Source organism: Chitinophaga jiangningensis (genome assembly GCF_900142605.1).
Taxonomy (GTDB): domain Bacteria; phylum Bacteroidota; class Bacteroidia; order Chitinophagales; family Chitinophagaceae; genus Chitinophaga; species Chitinophaga jiangningensis.
Genome location: NZ_FRBL01000008.1, coordinates 197867 through 219435, shown reverse-complemented (window position 1 = coordinate 219435; position 21569 = coordinate 197867). Strand labels below are relative to the sequence as shown.

Annotated in this window: 13 protein-coding genes; 4 read left to right on the top strand and 9 right to left on the bottom strand. The window is 48.6% G+C overall.

Features of this window, described 5'->3' with window-relative positions:
- Positions 1-84: 84 nt before the first annotated feature.
- From BUB18_RS21560 to BUB18_RS21540, 5 genes are all read right to left on the bottom strand, one after another.
- Positions 85-7755 (bottom strand): Ig-like domain-containing protein, encoded by a 7671-nt coding sequence (locus BUB18_RS21560; protein ID WP_073085052.1) that lies wholly within the window; start codon positions 7753-7755, stop codon positions 85-87.
- Between the two features lie 9 nt (positions 7756-7764).
- Entirely contained in the window at positions 7765-8928 is a 1164-nt protein-coding gene (locus tag BUB18_RS21555) for an ABC transporter substrate-binding protein (RefSeq protein ID WP_073085050.1), read from the bottom strand.
- 7 nt (positions 8929-8935) lie between these two features.
- Entirely contained in the window at positions 8936-9529 is a 594-nt protein-coding gene (locus BUB18_RS21550; protein WP_073085048.1) for a phage tail protein, read from the bottom strand.
- A gap of 423 nt (positions 9530-9952) precedes the next feature.
- Positions 9953-11005, bottom strand: a complete 1053-nt coding sequence (locus tag BUB18_RS21545) for a M48 family metallopeptidase (RefSeq protein ID WP_073085046.1) — start codon at positions 11003-11005, stop codon at positions 9953-9955.
- 11 nt (positions 11006-11016) lie between these two features.
- Positions 11017-11991, bottom strand: a complete 975-nt coding sequence (locus tag BUB18_RS21540; RefSeq protein WP_073085044.1) for a YjgN family protein — start codon at positions 11989-11991, stop codon at positions 11017-11019.
- A gap of 223 nt (positions 11992-12214) precedes the next feature.
- Between BUB18_RS21540 and BUB18_RS21535 the strand changes: the two genes are divergently transcribed.
- Positions 12215-12694: a DUF4822 domain-containing protein gene (locus tag BUB18_RS21535; protein WP_073085042.1), complete on the top strand. Its 480-nt coding sequence runs from the start codon at positions 12215-12217 to the stop codon at positions 12692-12694.
- Positions 12695-13064: 370 nt separating this feature from the next.
- On the opposite strand, the gene BUB18_RS21530 is transcribed toward BUB18_RS21535, so the two are convergent.
- From BUB18_RS21530 to BUB18_RS21520, 3 genes are all read right to left on the bottom strand, one after another.
- Positions 13065-13514, bottom strand: a complete 450-nt coding sequence (locus BUB18_RS21530; protein ID WP_073085040.1) for an SRPBCC family protein — start codon at positions 13512-13514, stop codon at positions 13065-13067.
- 167 nt (positions 13515-13681) lie between these two features.
- Positions 13682-15322, bottom strand: coding sequence for a peptide MFS transporter (locus tag BUB18_RS21525; RefSeq protein WP_073085038.1), 1641 nt, complete (start codon positions 15320-15322; stop codon positions 13682-13684).
- A 135-nt stretch (positions 15323-15457) separates the two neighbouring features.
- Positions 15458-17341 carry an ulvan lysase-like protein gene (locus tag BUB18_RS21520; protein WP_073085037.1) on the bottom strand — a complete coding sequence of 628 codons (1884 nt, stop codon included), beginning with the start codon at positions 17339-17341 and terminating at the stop codon, positions 15458-15460.
- 354 nt (positions 17342-17695) lie between these two features.
- Here BUB18_RS21520 and BUB18_RS21515 point away from each other — a divergent pair, with 354 nt between their 5' ends.
- Complete coding sequence (locus BUB18_RS21515; protein WP_073085035.1) at positions 17696-18139, top strand: hypothetical protein; 444 nt, start codon at positions 17696-17698, stop codon at positions 18137-18139.
- A 430-nt stretch (positions 18140-18569) separates the two neighbouring features.
- Here BUB18_RS21515 and BUB18_RS21510 read toward each other — a convergent pair whose 3' ends face one another.
- Positions 18570-19313, bottom strand: coding sequence for a basic secretory protein-like protein (locus BUB18_RS21510; protein WP_245805716.1), 744 nt, complete (start codon positions 19311-19313; stop codon positions 18570-18572).
- A gap of 312 nt (positions 19314-19625) precedes the next feature.
- On the opposite strand from BUB18_RS21510, the gene BUB18_RS21505 reads away from it, so the two are divergent.
- Positions 19626-20219, top strand: a complete 594-nt coding sequence (locus tag BUB18_RS21505; protein ID WP_073085033.1) for an RNA polymerase sigma factor — start codon at positions 19626-19628, stop codon at positions 20217-20219.
- Between the two features lie 65 nt (positions 20220-20284).
- Positions 20285-21448: a FecR family protein gene (locus BUB18_RS21500; protein ID WP_073085031.1), complete on the top strand. Its 1164-nt coding sequence runs from the start codon at positions 20285-20287 to the stop codon at positions 21446-21448.
- The last annotated feature ends 121 nt before the right edge of the window (positions 21449-21569 follow it).

The following is a 21569-nucleotide window of genomic DNA, read 5'->3' as shown; positions in this document are numbered from 1 at the left end:
GCACCCTCGATTTTAGCCTAAAAAGAAAATGCCAGCAACCGTTTAAGGTTGCTGGCATTTTCAGAAAAGATGCTTCGATATTTGTTATTGTTCTCTTACAATAGTGATATAACCTTTTGCCACTTTAGCACCATTTTCGATCGTTAAGATGTAGTAATAAGTGCCAGTAGACAATGGTGCACCGTTGATGGTGGCATCCCAGTCGTTGCTGTAGTTCTTACGGCTGTACACCAGGCGACCAGCGCGGTCGAAGATTTTCACTTCATTATTTGGATAGCTGTCCAGGTTGCGGATGACCCACTTATCATTTCTGCCATCCCCGTTCGGTGTGAGGATGTTCACCGCGTCTACTTTGAAGTCGGCCACTACTGTTACGGCGAAGTCTGCCGTGTTTTTACAGCCTAAGTCATTGCTAACGGTTACATGATAAGTTGTGTTCTGCATTGGTCTGGCTTCCAGTACCGCGGTTTGCTGACCACTGATAATGCCGGCGGCATTATCCCACTCGTAGTGTGTACCACCGGTAGCGGTCAGGTGTATAATATCTCCTTTGGAGATGGTATTGCCTTTGTCGCTGGTGATGGTAACCGTACCTAAGGTAGCCACTTCAATATTGAAGGAGCGGCGTAATGAATCGATTCCTCCATTTGCCGTACCGCCATTATCCTTAATGGTAACTGTGACGGTTTGTATGCCGGTTGCAGTGGTTTTAAGCTGGTAAGTGATGACGCCTGCTGCGCTCACGCTCAGTTTGTCGAAGCTGGCAGCTTTATCCGTCAGGATGCTGAAGCCGAAGGTTTGGCCTGGCTCTACCGCTGCGGCGCCGCTGAGCTGGATGGTGTGTTCCTTACCATCAGGGCAGATGGTGGCGTTGGCGATTGCATCAAGCGTTGGCGCCTGGTTCACCATTTTCACTTTTACAGTAACGGGAACGGCTACACTGGTGTTGAGTCCGTCGCTTACGGTGATGCCCAGCGTTACGGTGGTGTTCACCTTGCTGTTGAGCTTAGCCTGATCTGCCACGGTGATGTTACCATTCGCATCTATAGAGAAGGCGCCATTGGAATCATCGGTAGTGATGGTCCAGTTTTGCAGGGTGCCTGCCGTTTCGATGGCAGTTACTTTTCCTACCTGGGTACCTACGGTACTTCTTTCCAGTATTTCGAAGGCGAGGCCTGCGGTAATTAATGGAGCGGTGTGGTCGTAGAGTACTGTTACCGTGTTGGAGGCCGTGTTGCCATTATTCACCACGTTCTGTGCACTGGCGGCTGGCAGCGTTACGCTTACAGCGCCATCAGCAGCAGGTGTTACGGTGAAGGTGTAAGTGATGTTATCAGCCGTCTGCACGTTGCTGACAGCACCATTGGTGACGTTGAAGTCGGTGGCCGTTAAACCGGTTACTGCTTCATTAAACACCGCTGTAACGGTGAATGGCGCGTTAACCCGGCTGGCGGCAGTGGTGGACAGCTGTACCGATGGTGATCCTGTATGTACATATACGCCGGTGGTGTTGGCGATGTTGTTCAGCGTGAGGATGGCGTTATTGGCAGCATCGTCTTTGATGGCGCTGCCGTTTAAGCTGATGGCAGTGCCGAGGGCGATGCCGTTCAGGTCCATATCTCCCTGTTGAACGGTGTAGCGGAACGACAGGCTATTGGCTGTGGCAGTAGTATATGCTGCTTTTACGGTGCCCGTGGTCAGGATTACATCCAGGGAAGGCGTGCCACCGGTAAGGTGGATATTTTCGTTGAAGGTGACCGTGAAGTTCAGCGCATCACCCGCTTTATAGTAGCCATTCACAGGTACGGTTACCGCGGTTACTACCGGTGGTGTGGCATCTGTCACCTTAATGGTAACAGGAACGGCTACACTGGTGTTGAGTCCGTCGCTTACGGTGATGCCCAGCGTTACGGTGGTGCTCACCTTACTGTTGAGCTTAGCCTGATCTGCCACGGTGATGTTACCGTTCGCATCTATGGCGAAGGCGCCATTGGAATCATCGGTAGCGATGGTCCAGTTTTGCAGGGTGCCTGCCGTTTCGATGGCGGTCACTTTTCCTACCTGGGTACCTACGGCACTTTTTTCCGGTATTTCGAAGGCGAGGCCTGCGGTAATTAATGGAGCGGTGTGGTCGTAGAGCACTGTTACCGTGTTGGAGGCAGTGTTGCCATTATTCACCACGTTCTGCGCACTGGTAGCTGGCAGCGTTACGCTTACATTGCCATCAGCAGCAGGTGTTACGGTGAAGGTATAAGTGATGTTATCAGCCGTCTGCACGTTGCTGACAGCACCATTCGTGACGTTGAAGTCGGTGGCTGTTAAACCGGTTACCGCTTCATTAAACACCGCTGTAACGGTGAATGGCGCGTTAACACGACTGGCAGCGGCGGTGGACAGCTGTACCGATGGTGATCCTGTATGTACAAATACGCCGGTGGTATTGGCGATGTTGTTCAGCGTGAGGATGGCGTTATTGGTAGCATCGTCTTTGATGGCGCTGCCGTTTAAGCTGATGGCAGTGCCGAGGGCAATGCCGTTCAGGTCCATATCTCCCTGTTGAACGGTGTAGCGGAACGACAGGCTATTGGCTGTGGCAGTAGTATATGCTGCTTTTACGGTGCCTGTGGTCAGGATTACATCCAGGGAAGGCGTGCCACCGGTAAGGTGGATATTCTCGTTGAAGAGGACGGTGAAGTTCAGCGCATCCCCCGCTTTATAGTAGCCGTTGACAGGTACGGTTACCGCAGTTACTGCCGGTGCCGTGCCGTCGTAGGTGAAGCTGAGGGTGTTGGAAGGTGTGTTTGCATTACCGCCGATATTTACCACTTTGTTAGCCGGCAGTTGGATTGTTACCGGACCGTCCGCAGTAGGCGTGACCGTTACGGTGTAAGTGGTATTAGCGTTTGACTGCAGGTTGCTGGCAGTACCATTGGTGATGGTAAACTCGTCAACCGTAAGTACTGTTACTGCTTCGCTGAAGGTAGCCGTTACCGTGAATGGTGCATTCACCAGTGCCGGTGCGGTGGACGTTAGCGTAACCGTAGGGCTGGTGGTATTTACAAATACACTGCTGGTGTTACCGATGTTATTCAGGGTAAGCACGGCGTTGTTGGTAGCGGCATCTTTAATAGTGGAGCCGCTTGCTTCCAGGGATATCACGGTGATACCGTCCATATCCTGGTCGCCGTTTACTACGGTGTAGCTGAAGTTCAGCTCGCGGTTGGTGGAAACGCCGGTGTAGTTAGCCTGTACTGAGTTCGCACCAATATTCAGGACGAGGTATGGATTACCACCTGTGGTATTCAGAACGATATCCTCATTGAATGCTACGCTGAAGTTCAGCACATCGCCTGCTCTGTAATATTTAGGAGCAGGTACAGCTACGGAAGCAACTGCAGGGGCGGTGATATCGTAGTTAACAGTTAAGGTATTAGAGGCGGTGTTGCCGTTGTTACCGATGTTATCTGCTTTGTCAGCAGGAACATTTATGGTCACCGGACCTTCGCCGGCCGGTACGATAGTCACGCTGTAATTTGCGTTGTCGATAACGGTTACCGGACTGGAAGAACCGTTGGTGACGGAAATGTCCGCACTGGTGAAGCCGGTCACATTTTCACTGAATGCGATATTCACCGTAAATGGTGTATTCACGCTCGGTGTAGCCGGCGTGGAGAGTGTTACCGATGGGCGAGTGGTGTTTACTCGTACCATGGAAGTATTACCCACATTATTCAATGTAAGGTTTGCATTGTTGGTGGCGTTATCCTTGATCGTACTTCCTGCAAGATTCAGGGAAGTAATCTGGATACCGTCCATATCGGACTGGCCATCCAGTACGGTATAGGCAAAGTTGAGACCATCGGTGCCGTTTTGGCCGGTGTAGGTCGCGTTCACATTGGTACCGCCGATGTTAAGTGTGAGTGTTGGTGAGCCACCACTGGTGTTGATCACCAGGTCTTCACTGAACCGGACGATGAAATTAAGTTCCGAGCCGGCATTGTAATAATCGTTTACCGGAACGGCTACGGCTGTTACTGTTGGTACAGTGCCGTCATAGGTGAAGTTCAGCGTATTGGAAGCGGTGTTGCCATTGTCTCCTATGTTCGCTGCTTTGTCCGCAGCCAGACTAATACTCACCGGTCCGTCGCTGGCAGGTGTTACCAGTACAGTATAAGTGGTGCCGCTGCCGGCCACGTTGCTGGCGGTGGCATTGGTGAGGGTGAAGTCGCTGGCTGCCAATCCGGTTACTGCTTCCGTAAACGTAACCGTTACATTGAACGGTGCATTTACCAATGCCGGAGCAGTGGTAGAAAGTGCAACACCCGGGTGCTGTGTATTTACAAATATGCCAGTGGTATTAGCCACGTTGTTTAAGGTAATCACCGCATTATTATTGGCAATGTCTACGATGGTAGCGCCGTTGAGTGTAAGATCATTCACTGCGATACCGTCCATGTCCATGTCGCCGTCTACTACAGTGTAGCTGAAGTCCAGCCCATCAGTACCATTCAGGCCTGTATAGGTGGCGTTTTTCACGGCGCTGCCTATGGTCAGGTTCAGTGTTGGATTACCCCCTGTGGTGTTCAGGGTGATGTTTTCACTGAAGCGAACGGTGAAGTTCAGGGTAGTTCCGGCGTTATAGTAACCATTGACTGGTACGCTTACGGAAGTTACAGCTGGTGGCGCAATGTCGTATATGCGGGAGAGTATGTTGGAGGCATTGTTACCATTGCTGCCGATGTTGTCTGCCACGTTTGCAGGTACCTGCACGGTTACTGTACCTTCTGCGGTTGGTGCAACCTGTACAAGGTAAGTGGAACCGGTGATTTGTGTAAAGCCCTGTAATGTACCATTGGTGACGGTAATATCAGTAGGCACAAAGTTGGTTACACTTTCACTGAAGTTAATGGTGGCATTAAATGGTGTATTGATGATTGCAGGTGCACTGCTGGTAATGGTGGTGGTAGGACGCGAAGTATTTACCCGTACGTTTGTAGTGGAAGGAACACTGTTCAGGGTAAGGTTCGCATTGTTGGTGGCAGCGTCCTTAATGGTAGCACCATTTAATGACAATGTACCGATGGTGATACCGTCCATATCCATATCACCTGGCGCAACTGTGTATGCAAAGGTGATGGCGTTGGCGGTGGTGCTTACATAAGTAGCGTTGACGGTTGCAGTGCCAACGGTCAGTGTCAGTACCGGTGATCCGCCAGTGGTATTTACGATCACATTCTCACTGAAATTAACCGTGAACGACAAGTTTTCACCTGCTTTATAGTATTTGGGAGATGGTACCGTTACTGATGTTACAGTTGGTGCGGTAGCATCATAAGTATACGTCAGGGTATTGGAAGGCGTGTTCGGGTTGCCACCGATATTCAGGGCAGCACCTGATGGTAAGCTGATGGTTCTTGTGCCATTGGAGGCGGGTGTCATGAGCACGGTGTAGGTAATATTGTCTGAGGTTGCAAGATTACTTACAGTGGTATTCAGGACGTTGAAATCACTTACCGTTAAACCAATTACCGCTTCGCTGAAAACGGCTACCACGGTAAACTGTGAATTGGTAGGCATGGTAACACCTGACGCAAACGATAAGGTAACTGATGGGATAGAGGTGTTTACTCTTACCAGTGTAGTGTTACCTATTCCCGCTAGGGTAGTGGAGGCATTGTTACCGAGGGCATCTTTAATGGTGCCGCCGTTATTATCCAGGGTAGACTGTACGGTAATACCGTCCATATCCATTTCACCCTGTTGTACTGTATATGCAAAGGTTAATTGGTTGGTGCCGCTGCCGCCGGTGTAAGGTGCCTGTACGGTAGTGGTACCAATAACGATATTAATAAATGGTGTGCCTAAGGTTTGATCTACGACAGCCGGTTCATTATAATTTACGGTGAAGGTGAGTGGCTGGCCTGCACGGTAGTAGCCATTTGTAGGAACGGCTACGCTGGTGATCTGAGGGCCGGTGGCGTCTATGGTCCAGGTGTAGTTTGCAGGAGCACCTGTATTACCTGCCGGATCTTTAGCTCTTACACTGAAAGTATGCGCGCCATCTGCCAGGCCAGTCAACGTAAGCGGGCTAGTTGTGGCGGAGTAGGGTAGACCGTCCCTGCTTGCCTCAAACGTACTGCCAGCTTCATCTGCAGAGAAGGCAAAGGCGGCAACACCCGTATTTGATGGATTTGTAGGGTTGCTGTTAATAGTAGTAACAGGGGCCCTGGTATCCAGTGTAATGTTATCACTGTAAACAGCGTAGTTACCTGCAGCATCTGTGAGTCGCATATGGACTGTTTTTACACCATCCGGAGTAGGCAGTGTGAGAGTTTTGCTGGTAGCAAATGCCTCATTCGCTGAATAGATTGTTCCGCCGTCCGTGGAGAAAGCCATAAGTAGTGGCGGATTCGCATCGGTACCGGTGAGCGTGAGTGGTGCGCTGGTTGTATTGATATATGCTGCGCCGCCATTTATGGAAATTGTTCCAACGGGTACTACTCTGTCGATTGTATAAGTTGGACCGGAAGTATAAGGCGCGTTCGCTACGACAGGACTAATACCTGTTCCGTTTACATCAAGCCTGACTGTTCCGGTGGTGGAGGTTCCTGTGTTAACTACCACATCGAAAGAGTTAGTTGCAGGAACTGCTGTTACGGAGGTAATGCTGGTACCAGTAAGGCCGGTAGTGGTCAGTGAAAATGCACCGGCGGTTACATTGGCAGCGGCTGCGCTGAATGTAACGCGGAAGGTTACGTTGGTGGCGTTGGTAGGGCTGCTGTTTTGCCTGGTAATGCCGGTAACGTTGATAGTAGGAGGTGTCAGTTTAACGATTTCTCCGCCATTTTCTCCGTCGTTGGCAAAAATGGTACCGTCAGGCATAACGGCAATTCCCCAGGGAAAGAATAATGCTGTTGTCTGATGTAGGTCAGGGTACAATGTAGTTCCTGTAGCTGTAAGATCAGTGTATTTTTTTAGTACATATTTATTTGGGTCACTTCCTGCTTCAGCGGTATAAAAATTATCATTTCCATCAATTGCAAGCGAGGAAAAATAGCGTCCGCTTGCTAAAGAAGTCGCGGCAAATCCCGGAGCGGTAAGTTTAACAATTTGGCCATTGCTGTATTCATGCAGATCCGTCAAATAAATATTATCATGGGAGTCGACCACAATGTTGGTAGGGTAAGTAGTTGCAATTGCTGCCGTTGGATAAGTAAAACCATTCCAGACAACTGTACCCGTAAGCTGTTCTGCTCCAGAGGGATACCGAACTAGTTGGTAGGTTTTGGTACTGGAATTATATTCCATTGACAACAGGTTATTGGAGTTGTCTACCGCCAGCGCTGAAAAAAAACGATTGCTTTGAATTATTCCGGGACTTGTATAACTGGGGGCTGTTAACTTGATGATGTTCCACCCAACCGACTGATTAGGATTGGTCACAAATACATCACCCTGGTCATTAACGGCAAGGCCCCAGGAATAAATATTCAGCGAGCTTCCATTAAACAAGTTGTCATAAATCACCTGTTCAGTACTTGTACCATTTACGAACTTAACTACCTCATATTTATTGGTTGTACTGTTAAATCGCACAACATAGAGATTCCCGGCATTGTCTTTAGTCATCGCAGTATAGCTACCACCTGAGTGTAAGGTGGTTTTGGTATACTGTGCAAATGCCCCCAGGCCTGTCAGCATAAAGAAGGTTATCAGCAAGATTCTGCTGATACTTCGGGTAAAGATATCATTCATACAAATGGTTTAAATGCAGAGGAAAGGATTTTGCCATCCTGTCAGTGATTCGTTATGAATCATCTCAAATTCTTTCGCATCATAACGCATTCCTGTTCCCTGATCAAGAATTAATTTATTTATTTTATTACCAGTAGTACTGATCCTGAGAATGTTAACAGTAGGGAGTGCAAATCCTGAAGCGGGGTAAAAGTTCTTCTCTCCTCTGGGGCCATCTATTACGCCTGTACGTAGTTGTTGTTTTACTGCACTCCAGTCTTTTTGTTGCGCGTAAGGCAACAGCTCCCGCCACATCAACCCGGCTTCATAGCCCATTAATGCGTATACATTGGCTGGTTGCTGCGCTATGCTTTCAAACTTCTTTACAAACAATTGGTTCGCCTTGCGCTGGTCTTCCCGCATCCAGGTCATGGAAGTGTAGATTTCCAGGTCTATATGTTTAATATCCTGCAGTATGTCGTCATAAGCCATGGTTTCATTAATGACCAGGGGAATCTTTTTATGGAAGCCGCTTTCAATCCATTTCTGGAGGAAACGGGTACCCATACTGCCGGCGAAGATGGCGTGAACATAGGATGGGGCATCCCTTGCCAGTGTTACAAAGAGTTCATCCAGCTCCATTTTTGAGGGATCATTTTGGTCGAATGGTAAAACCGTCAAACCAATCTGTGTGCTGCCTGCTGCGGTTACACCTTCTCTGAAGGCCGTGTGAAGATGGTAGCCTGCTTCATAAACAGGCATGATCATATGTCCGCCATCACCAAACTGTTTGTGGGCCCAGTTTCCCAAAGCAAACTGCGATTGCCACAGTTGGTGGGAGGCATAAAACATATCCGGACTAAGGTGAGGAAAATGGGGAATATACTCGCCCATGTCAAAGAAAAATGCCGGTTTTTTTGACTGCTCCACCAGTGGAATAATATCTGGTGTCACCTTATAGCTGATTAATCCTGACAGGACGTCAACATTATTAAAAAAAAGCAGTTTACGGGCTGCATCAGCAGATGCACGAGCGCTTCCCATATGGGTATACTCTGATGTAAACTGCACTGTTCTTTGCCGCACGGGATCTAAGCCCATACCCAGCAGCCAGCCTGTAACCAGGTGGGCAGAATAGGCAGGATAAACACCGGAATAAGGAGTAAGGAACCCAATAGAAAGCGCTGCTTGCATAAATTTTTTAGTTACGGCTAGGGAAAATACCTTCTGTAGCGATGAGCCAGGACATTGCCAGATAAGGGTTCATGATGCTGAATGGCTGACTGCCACCTGCGATACCTACATTTACCGTACCTGTTACATTCGTGGTAGGTGCCAGGAAAGTAGTATTGTCAGGAACTGCATAGCCATTAATTGGTTGTGCACTTGGGCCTCCACCAATGGTTGGTAACTGCGCTGGTACTACTGTGCTGCCAGGTGTATTAGTGGTTGCAGCAGCTGCGCTGGCTGCCTGGGCTACAGAAGCAGAAGCAATCGTACCAGTATGATTGTGTGCCGGCATGTTTGTAATCAACAGGGTGGTAGTAGGTGTACCTGCAATCTGACCTAATGAATAGTTCGGCAATCCGGGACCTTGTCCCCAACCCATTGGGAAACGACCCCTGAGGTCTGGTAAGCCAAATGTAGTTTGTCCATTGCCACCGTAGGTAGTACCCACAAGGGAAAATAAGGCCGTGTTTTGGGCAATACTGAGGATTTGTCCCCAACAAAACTGATAGCCTCTGATGGCAAAATTTCCAGCGAATAGCAGGAGCGAAGCAAGATAAGGTTCCATTGCTTTTTGTAGTGGTTTAAATTATTAAATAGGAATTCTGAACATTCGAAGAAGTGGTGAAGTCAGTGAATAGTGCCGAAACATCCACGTGGTGACAGTATGCCGTCAGAGATGACGGTAAGTAGAAAAACGATAATGAGGGGCAGGCATTGTTGAGTAAATGCCAACTACTTTTTGTGTGCATAAGGAATCATCCCTTTATTGGGTCTCCCGAAAAACGAACTGAAAAGGCAAATCCTCCAATTTCCAATGTAAATCCAGCTCGATCCGGCAGACGGATAGTTTTTGCTGTGGTTGACTGGTTTTCAATAATTTAGGGTTAAAATCTTTATAAAAGTCTTTCAAAGATATATCATCTTTTTTATCAAGCTGGATTTTTTTTCATGTAACTTAAATGTTATTCGTAGGGGACTCTTCCATATATCAGGATGGATATAAGGCTTTTAGCTGACGGAAGGCTTTTTCGAGGTCGTTGTTGGTTTCATGGGCAGCCGGATGTTTCCGGATCTGATCCCTTACATAATATATTCTTTCTTTCGTGAGGGGATGGGTGCTTAAGAAATCCGGGATTTTCAGTTTATGGGGAATGGCCGACAGCACCTGCATCAGCTGAACCATGCCCAGTTGGTCAATTTTATTAGCCTGCAGGAGTGCCAGGCCTTCCAGGTCCGCCTCCTTTTCAAACTGGCGGGAATAACTCAGGGAATGTAAGGCATCCGCATTGGACAGCAATACGGAAGAAGCGCCCATGCCACCAAAAAATACATCCAGTACCAGGCTGGCGCCTAACTGCTTGCACAGCTTTCGCGTGGAATGACGGAAACGGATATGTGAAACTTCATGCGCCAGCAGCGCCGCCAGTTCCTCTTTGGTGTTCAGCTTTCTCAGCAAGCCGTCGTACACCACAATATAACCGCCCGGCAAAGCATAAGCATTTTCAGTTTCACTGGCCACTACGGCGAAAGTAATAGTATCAGCGGTTTGCCAATTGATGTGGCGGGCGAATTCGGTTAATAGCTGGCTGCCTTTGGTATTCGGTTCTTCGTTCAAAGATGATTGTGCCATCTTCCCCAATTCCCGGTCAAAGGAAAGGGGAATACGCTTCACCGCCTGCTCCGCCAAAAATGGCAGCAGCAGGAAATAACAGGCCAGCCCGGAAATAAACAGTACCGCCGCAATCAGCAATGCCGCTTTATTACCCGACCGGAGCACCCACCGATGAAGGGAAGGGCCCCGGCCAGCGTAATATAATTTTGTAAACGTTTCAATGCATACAGGGTCCTTGATCTCCAGCCCGCCTTCCACAGGGTGCGTAATGCGCAACGATTTTTTATTGATTAGCTGCACATTTATCTCCCTATAAAGCCAGTAAAAACGACTGCTGCCTACATGGAATTCCAGCGATTCCGTATTTAAACGGATATCCGCTGGTGTAAGTGCCGCTGTTTTGTTATCGAAGTAATTACCTGAATACATAGAAGTACTATTTATACGAGATCAATATCCAGGAAATCAATAATATCCTCACCCATAGCGTTGTGATACTCTTCTTCTGTTTGCATCAGCTCTTCTAATACCACATCACCTTCGATTTCAACATGCTCTGCCAGGAAGGTGAAAGTCCTGACCTGTGCCCAGGCAAAACCTATCCCCAACGTACAAAAGATAATCAGCACGTTCACCAGGATCAAGCCCGCAAACTGGCCACCGGTAGCGGTAGAACGAAAAGTAAAGGTTCTGTTTCCCTGAACTAAAGTCATTTTGTCGATGTAATAACGGAGCACGTCTGCCTGCCACCAGAAACCATAAATACCCAGTGTAATCAGGGTCAGGAAGTATCCTTTCAGGTTGAGCAGGAAGAAATCAGTACCATTACCCTGGTACCTGAACTCACCACTGCCAAAGCGGATATTGCTGATAATATAGTTACGCAGGTTGATGGCCATCCAGGAACCATAAATACCAAAGGTGATGATCGTGAGCAGGAACTCTTTAAAAAACAGGCCCACAAAAGTTGACCTGTCGCCACGATAACCAAAACGGATGCCTCTCCAGGTAGTCCTGGACCAGCGGTAACGGTTAGCACCATGGATCGCGAAAGGCAGGAGCAAAATAAATCCGGCGATGTACAGCAACATGCCGGCAATCGGATGTACTGCTCTTGCCAGCAGGAAATTTGCTATCATCAAAACCACGAATAGGCCAACTAATTTGATAAAGCCTTTGAATATCTCACTGGCAGTACCGGTAAATGTAAAACTGGAACCATCCAGATCAGTAGAGTTGTACAGGTACTCAAGTTTTTTTACCCTTGCCCACGGGTAATAAATTCCAAGAGTAATCGCACATAACAGTGCATTCACAATCAAAATACCGAAATAAGATCCGCCATTGCCGGTGAATCTCAGTTTTGGCGACGTGAAGATGTTGCCCGCAGGAGGGGGCGTGTAAACCTGTTGCATAGTTTTTTAGGTATAGGTTAAGAGATTTAATGGCGCAAGTATAGATAATATTTTTAAGTTTTATTAGCCCTCACTATTTTTTAATACGCTGCACCCAACGGCTAATGCAGCATAATAGTGCATCAGATGCCTTCAGTTATAAATCTTACAAGCTTTGGAATGAAAAGCGCAAAGCTTCCTTGATACCGCCGGTTACCTTTGTTTGACTTAAAATTTCATTATTATGAAGAATCTGAAAAAAGTAACCGCAGCACTGTTACTGGCGGTATGTAGCGTATTTATCGTAAGCTGTAGCAAGGATGATGATGCACCGGCACCACTCACACCCTCACAAACGCTCGCCAGCACTCCCTGGGAAACCACCAACGCCAAAAATAACAAGAACGAAAATGTAGCACTCACCGATGCTAATGTATCCAACTTTGTAGGCTTCGCCTACTTCAAAGCTGATGGCACCTTTACCATGTACAACCTGGACGATTCTCCGAAAATGCATGGCGACTGGTCCGTATCCGCAGATGGTAAAACCCGTACCATCGTAGCTAAGAATGACGCCGGTACTGTACTGTTTACCCGCGTGGTAGATATCACCGTGCTCACTAAACAGGAATTTACCTACCGCATTTATCCGGATGCCAACAATAAAGAAGTATACTTCGATATTATTCATACACCCACCACACACAGGGAGCCTGCAAAATAGCAGGTACCACCTTTTTGTAACAATGGGCTGTCTTATTAAGGGCAGCCCATTGTGTTTTAAAAAATTGAAGTGTTAGAACAAATGGGCGCAGATAAAGTTTTCACAACCAGTCAGTTAGTAAGGGGGTATTATGCCGCTGGTCAGCATTAATCAGCGCTCCCGCCTGCAGGAAAACATAACGGCAATGGATATATCCTTCACCGTGGATGAACTGAATACACTCAACACGACCTTTGCGCCAGGCGCCGTATTAGGCAGCACCTATCTGCAACGGTAGGATCGTTATATATTGGGTCTTTATGTGGTACGCCATCGGCGTACCACATAAAGACCCAAACCCTTGAGGCCGAAGGCCTCAGGGGTTTGGGTCTCAGGCATCTGGAATCTCCGGTTCCACCAATCTCGTCAGCTTATCCAGCGACTCCTGCCATCCGAGGTAACACATTTCTGCTGGTATCTGCGGAGGTATACCTTCCTGCGTAATTTTAATTTCAGTGCCAACAATCGTTTTTCTCAGCCACACTGTGGTTACCATTTCTCCCGGTAGGTTGGGATCGTCAAAAGTATCCGTATACTGCAGGTATTCATTCGGTTTTAATTCCACGTACTTACCACCGAAGGAATGACTGTGGCCGGTGCCAAAATTGTGAAACGTCATTTTAAAGCGACCGCCTTTCACGGCATTCATTTCCTGCACCGTGCAGAGGTAGCCGTAGGGTGGTAGCCAGGAAGCCATTGCGATGGCCTCAGTGAAGGCGCGGTATAATTTTTCAGGAGAGGTTTTTATGACCCTGTGTAGTGAAACTGAATTGTTTGCCATATGAATAGATTTTTTGTTTCCGATTCAAAGGTCATGATTAAACAGGAATCAAACAGTGGGCAGATGTGACAATAAAAGGGGGAATTGCGACTGTAATAATTGGGGGGAACGGAAATATGCTGAAGGCATCACTACAATCACAATGATACCTTCAGCATTTAATGCAATTATTTTACATACTCCCTGAATATACCATTCAGCCACTTCAGCATCAAAAATATCACCGCCGCAGCGCCACCGAGCAGCAGGCAATTCACAAGGTAGTAATTCGCTTTATTATCATAGGTATCCCAAAGCGTAGCCAGGATGCCCGACAACTTATTACCAATGGAAGTGGCCAGGAACCAGCCGCCCATCATCAGGGAGGTGAGTCGCGCAGGACTTAGCTTTGAAACGAGCGACAATCCCATCGGGCTTAAAAATAATTCTCCTACCGTGATCACGCCATAACAACCGATCAGCCACCAGGGCGATGCTTTGATTGCTCCATTGCTGCACGCGTATACGGCGCCCACCATCAGCAGGGTAGATGCGGCGGATACCAATAAGCCCCAGGCAATTTTTGATGGTGTACTCGGTTCACGCTTACGTTTGCGCAGCATGCCGAAGAACCATACAATCAAAGGTGTCAGGGTGATGACGAAGAACGGATTTATGGATTGAAACAATTCCGTATTAAAGAGGCTGATGGATTTTCCTTCTTCCGGCATTTTCTCCGGTGCTACGTTTTTGAAGTACGGTACTTTGTCCCATACTTTCACCGGTTTGCCGGCGGCATCGCGGATTACCCTGAATTCACTGTCATAGGCCGTTACGGAGTCCGGTTTGTTGGTGACGGTTTCAACAAGATAGAGTTTTTGTGCCGGCGCTTCTATCGCCGCAGGTATTTCACGGTCAGTATAATACTGTGCCCAGGTCGTAAGAGCGGTACCATTTTGCTTAAATACGGCCCAGAATACGATTGACACCGCAAAGATAGAAAGCAATGCAGCTATAGGCTTACGATCCTTTGCATCCGCCTTTACCAGCAGGGATACAAAGAAAAACAGGATGGGGATACAGGCGAAAATAAAGGCATCAGTGGAGTCGGAGCCGAAGATGTTTCCCGGAATAAACCAGGCACCAAGGCCTACCACGATGGCTGGCAGAAATACCACCGAAAAAATCCTGCTCAGCGGCATATCTCCTTCCTGCACAGGTTTACGTACGTCCGCGTGGCGGTAATGTTTCATGCCAATTACAAAAATCAGCACGCCGAGGAACATGCCTACGCCGGCAGCGATGAAGGCGGCGCCCCAGCCAACGGTATTACGAAGGAAGGCCGCAAAGAAGTTACAGATGAAGGCACCGATATTGATACCCATGTAAAAGATATTGTAGCCGGTATCTTTACGGCTGCGGTACTTGTCATCGTTATATACGTTCCCCAGCAGCGTGGAAATATTGGGTTTGAAAAACCCGTTACCCACGCAGATGAGTCCCAGCGAAAGGTAGAATACAGTGAGGTTGTGCACCGACAGGCCGATGTAGCCGATTCCCATGAGGATGCCACCAATAATAATAGACTTACTGTAGCCCAGCTTGCGATCGGCGATAAGGCCGCCCAGGAAAGGGGTGAGGTACACGAATGCGATAAAGGTGCCGAAGATGTCGGCGGCGGTGGCGCGGTCCATGCCCCAGCCGCCTTTTGCTGTGTCGGTGAGGTAGAGCTGGAAAATACCCAGGATCAGATAAAAACCAAATCTCTCCCACATTTCAGAGAGAAACAGAAACGGCAATGCGGCCGGATGACTACTAGACTTATTCATACAGGTTAAATGATGTTTTGGCCTCAGGTTATGCTACAGCGGTGCAACCGCCAAACCGCTAAAATAAGGGAATTTATTATGTTTTGATACTAGTCGGGACGGCTGTCCCGGCACAGCCCATGTGTGAAGAAGGCTTTAGCTCAATTTTTTTACAGAGATGCTGATTTCCACCTGATTACTTTCCAGTATGATCGGCACGGCTTCCATGCCAGGCACAAAGTTGAAAATCCTTTCGTTCAGGGGGACGCTCACCTTTACGGCTACACTGGATTCAATTTCCACCAGCGCGCCCGGTTTTCGTATAATGATTTGCGTTGGGGAGGGTTGGGAAACGGTTTCATTACGGGCACTGATCACGGGCAGACTGAATACCGCGGCAGGGTTGCTACTAACAGCTTTTATGGTTACGCTATCCGCAGCAAAGGTATAGGTGATCTGGCAGGCGGCATCCGGTGCGGCGGTTTGGGCGGCGTCCACCAGGGATGTCTGCGTGCTTATTCGTATAGCCGATGGGGTGGTATCCGTCTGGATGGTCGCTTTCAGGTCCTGCGTACTGAGGAATAGCTTTTCTGCCGTTTGTAGCCGAAAACCCGCTGTGAGCGGGATGCTGTGGGGATCCCGGTCTTTCTGCATGTTAAAGCTTTCCACCATTTGGTACTGGTTCATGGAGGCACTGAGCAGGGGGCCGGCATCGTTATGCCAGAGGAGGGACAGTGCGCCGCCGGTGGCATGGCCGCCTTTCATCGTGTATTCCTGGTCGTAGGCAGTTACCGTTCCTCTCCATTTGTTTTTGCTGATCAGCCAGGTATATATTTCCGGGAAGGCTTTTAGGCCGTATTCCGCGGTGCGGGGTAGGGTGGCGGGTATGGACGGCGCAGGTTTCGCATGCAGCAGGTAGGTGACCATTGCCTTGCTGTGTGCCATGGCGTGTGCCACGCAGGGTTTGATGCCGTGGGATACATAGTGCGGGCCGCCGTGTAGCAGCTTGTTGTGCGTACATGCCGCCAGCAATCTGGTGTTTTGCAGGGCCGCGGTATAAAACACGGGGTCCTTATCTGTTAGTAGTCCGTATGCAGGGAGGCATCCATCGCTGGTGCGGCTTCCCCACCAGGTCCACTTATAATTGCGGGTACCCCAGCTGTTATCCCAGGTGCCATCCGGCAACATGAATTCCAGGTGGGCTTTCATGGAGCGCATTACGGCTACCGTGATTTCAGTATCATTGGTGAGCAGGGCATATTGTACCAGGGAGGGGAGTGATTCTTCCACATTATAGCCCAGGTCCACGGCATAGCAGCCTTTGGGGCTTTTATCGGGTTTGGGTCTGCCTTCTCCGTAAAGTAGGTTGCTGGTAGTAATATAGGCCAGGCTTTCGTGGGCCAGTTCTTTGCCGCGCTTCGCGTAGCGGGGTTCCTGCAGGTATTGCCCTGTTAAGGCCAGCAGGTAGCTGCCGGCAACGGGGTAGTTGATATTGCCGTAGGTGATGGTGAAGTTTTGGTATACATATTCGGTGGCGCGCTGCAGGCGTATTTTCCATTTTTCCCGGGTGGCCTTGGGGAGCAGGTGGCCAAAGTGGATTAGGCTCTCTGCCAGTGCGGTGGCGCCAAAAACGGTGATGCCTTTCCAGTCGCTCGTACTCACTTCGTTTAGCCACGCGCCATCTTCCGTGCTCACCATTTCTTCTGCCCAGTCGTACAGTCGCAGTGCCGCATCCATATATCGCTGTTGTTTGGTTTGCTGTGCCAGGTACAGGAAGGGATAGATCATATCGCTGCAACGCCCGTGGATGGTGGCGCAGGCAGGGCAGAGGATACCACCGTGCACCCCTTTGGCTGCCGGCTGGTTTACCTGGAGGGATAACAGGGTTTCGCCCCATTCGAACAATAATTTGGTACTTAAACTGGCTAGTTCGTCTTTTACTGGTGGCTGCGGATAGGCGTTGCCGTTAATCGCCGGCAATAACAGGCCGGTTGCCCCCAGCGTGCCCATTCTCAGGAAATCTCTTCTGGAAGTATGCATGCTTACGTGGAAATTAAATAGTAATAAGTGGTTTTAAAGGTATAAAACTTTTGGAGAGATAGGTAGTGAATTCTGGCAGCGCTGCTACGTGTCATTATAGTTAGGAAGCCTGATTAATAGTGGTATGTTATACGTCCTGCGATCTGGTTGCATTCCCCGTTTAGTTGCCGGAATTGGTTTAGGGCCTTCGGCCCTAAACCAATTCCGGCATCCACCGATGCCGAAGGCATCGGTGGATGCCGGAATGAAAATGGTTTTGTTAAAATGGCGTGTATTTGTTACATTTAGTATAGATAGACCCACTCGGTTAATCCCCAAGGTAATAACGGTTTTTTATACACAAAAGTAGCCAGTATGAAGATTATAGCCGTAATGCTGCTAGCATGTGCTTACATGCTCACTGGTTTCGCCCAAACCAAAAGCGATTGTATTCGCTGGGATCAGGTTGACTCTTTCATTATATACAACTGGCCTGTTGGGGGGAGCTTCAGCAACTTACGAACGAAACTGGATAGTTTAACCGGCTACCCACTGTCGGTAGAAATGGTAAAAGAAGTATTACCGGGCACTTCCTGCGAAAAAAAGACCACCGGCTACCTCTGGAAAGGCTATCACCTCTGCAATGTGATGCTGCGCTCTGGCGAGCAGCGGTTGCTGCTCATCAGCACCCAGGGAGAAATGCTGTACGAACCAGATACCAAACGATTTTATGAAGTCCCGAACGACCAGGTAGGGAAAATGCATGAGGCGCTGGTGCAGGCGTTTCAGGTGGCCAAGGCACCAGGAGGGTTGAAATAGATTACTTTTTGCACTGCCATTTAATCACAGGATTATGACATTGGTGCCCAGTGACCCAAGGATTGAAAATACACTGCCATTTATTAACGAGGACGGTTACTGTTATTGATGCCCAGTGACCCGGGTATTGAAAATTCACTGCCATAATCACCTGTTTATTGACCAGGCCAGCTCAGGATCCTGGCAGCAGGTGCATAGGCGTTAGTGCCGGACCATTCCTATTGTAATATTGATTTAAACCTGCTGTGCCATTGTTGTGCTGTCAACGGAGGTCTCCCCAGTGCATCCATATAAACGAGAGTTACCGGCTAACCTTTTCAGGCTGCCGGTAACCGATAGTACATAGCATTGCCTGAAAAGTTGATCGACCCTTCATCATTCCCTGGTTAGAGAATAATTACAACAATGCTATGATGATTTTTCGGCGGTGCTACAGGGCAGGACTATTGGAGTAGTCGGTCCATAACTGATCCACAGATTTGCCGGTAAGTTGATTCCAGGTGTTACTGGTATATGTTTGATTACGCAAAGCCGTATTCAGACTTGTAATAATGGTACTGCTAACATGTAATTCCAGCCAGGCGAGGAAACGTGCCGTTACCCGGTAGGAGTTGGTATAGGATTGGGTGGAACTCCAGGCCGGGAGCGACCAGCCTGCGGGGCCGTTGTTGACGCCATATTTATAACGGACATAATCTGCTATCCCTTCTGTAAGCCAGCCGGGAGTACCACCGGTATAGGCCTGTACCACATGCATTACTTCATGGGTTAATACATCCACATCCTGCGGGTGGCTGCTCAGCCACGCCGCGCTATAGGTGACCGTAGTTCCTGACGTATAGGCGACACCGGTATAATTAGGGTCGATTACGAAGGTTACCTGTTTGGTAGCGCCTGTATAAAATCGATTTAGCAATTGCGGATAAATACTGAAATACATGTTCACGAATTTTTGACGGGTGGCATCGTCAAATCCGCTGGCATTATTAGTAAAGGTGAGCTTATACCCGTTACTGGTATAAATAACAGTACCTACAGGGGTAGTTGCTTCGGTTACAGCTTCAGCTGGAGTGGGAGTGGTAGCCGGCTCCGGAAGTGATGATTTGCTACAGGCAATAAAAGCCAACATGGAAGTCGCACAAAGTGCAATACATAACAGATTCGGATATCTCATGAGATCCTTGGGTTGCTTAGGGGCAGATAAACGGTCGATCAACAGTAAATTATCAATAACCACAGATAAATCCTATAGCAGAAAATTATCATGACAAATTTAGGAGATTGCTAAATCGATTTTTTAATGGATTCATCAGGGAATCGTCAAACTGCAGACTGCCTGCAGTAAAGCAAAAGCGTGTTTTTGACACCTTAAATGTTTTTAATACCATCTTCTTAAAAGATAATGCTTTATTCACCCCACTAGATAATATGCCGATATTTGTTGCTATTTTAGACCTCCGGGGTCACACATTACACGGGTCATTGAATGAACATAACTGAGGATAGGGAACTTTTTTCACGGATTGCCAGTGGGGACGAGTATGCATTCCGTTTGCTATACCACCGCTACAACGCAGTGCTGGCAAAGGGCGTGAAGAAAATGCTCCGTTCCGACACCGCCGCCGCAGAAGTATTGCAGGAAGTATTTCTGAAAGTATGGCTGCAACGCGATACCCTGGTAAACATCGAAAATCCCGGCGGATGGCTCTACACCCTGGCCGCTAATTTCTCCCTCAGCCAGCTGCGGCTACAGGCCCGCGAAAAAGTCCGCACGGAGGACCTTCCCGCCGACGATATCCAGGACAACCTCGACCTGTCCGAAAAATTTTACGCCAAAGAATTGCAAAGCATCCTTCGCGATGCCATCGCCGCACTGCCTGTATCACGGCGACAAGTTTTCATGATGAGCATGCAGGACGGTAAATCGCGCCGTGAAATTGCCGATGCCCTCGACATCTCAGAGAACACCGTTAAAAATCAGTTGCTCTCCGCCAGGCGATTTGTCCGGGAATACCTCGAACAAAAAACCGGAAACCCGCTTCCGTTACTACTTATAGCCCTACTGCTGAAAATTTTTTAATTTTTTTTCAAATCGGATAGTACGACAATCCCATTTTTGCGTCTAGCCGGTAAAAGTATTACGCAGTGGAGTCAACCGCCTATTATAAATATTTAATTACCCGCTACTATAACGGTACCGCCACACCGGCAGAAACCGAAGAGCTGATGGCGGAGCTGCGTAAACATGCGGATGATGAACAGTGGCAACTACTCATCCAGGAAATGTACGCCGCCGAAACACCTGACCCGGCCTATGATCCGGCCAGCTATGAACCGGCCATACAGTCTATCCTCGATGCAGGTAAGCAAACACCGGTGCGCCGGCTCTGGCCCCGCCTCGCCGCGGCAGCGGCCGTGCTGCTGCTACTGGGCACCAGTGCATGGTATATCCGCCACCGTTCTGATAGCAAGCCTGCCGCCACAATGGCCCAATCCTTCGATGTGAAACCAGGCAAGGAAGGTGCTGTACTCACCCTCGACGATGGCTCACAGGTAGTGCTGGACAGTCTCCAAAACGGGGTAGTCACCAACCAGCACGGCGCCAGCGTAGTATTGCAGAATGGTCAGCTGGCCTACCAGGGCAGCGGAAACGGCAGCAGCTTTAATACCATGTCCACCCCTAAAGGCCGCAAATTCAGACTGCAACTGCCTGATGGCACGCTGGTGTGGATGAACGCCGCCTCCTCGCTGCGATTTCCCACCGCCTTCACCGGCAGCGACAGAACCGTGGAGCTCAGCGGGGAAGCCTACTTTGAAGTAGCACAACAACCAAACAAACCTTTCCGAATCCGGCTCGCAGCAGAAACTTATATACAGGTGCTGGGCACCAGCTTTAATGTGAACGCTTACACGGATGAAAATAACATGAGCACCACCTTATTACAGGGGGCAGTAAAAATTGAACGTAAAGGCAGGGTGCAACTGCTGAAACCAGGACAGCAACTGCAACTGGATCAGCACAACAGCTTTACCATCGTGAACAATGCAGATACAGCCGCCGTGATGGCCTGGAAAAACGGTATACTCAATTTTCAGGATAAAAAACTGACAGCCGTTATGCGACTGCTGGAACGATGGTACGATATAGAAGTGGTATACCAGGGCACTCCACCCGATGTTACCTTTTACGGTGAAATCGGCTGCGATGTAAACCTAGCCAGCGTTTTAAACTTCTTGCAGGAGTCAGGTATAACATTTAGTATGGAAAATAACAAACTGATAGTAGGACCAAAAACAAACACAAAGTAAGGGGCAACCAACAGGAACATGGAAAAATAATTCCCGGAAATAAGTTTACCTGTAATTAAAAAGCGAAGGTGCTTGGAACCACCTCCGCCCACTACGGTTACGGCTAAACATACAATTGAAT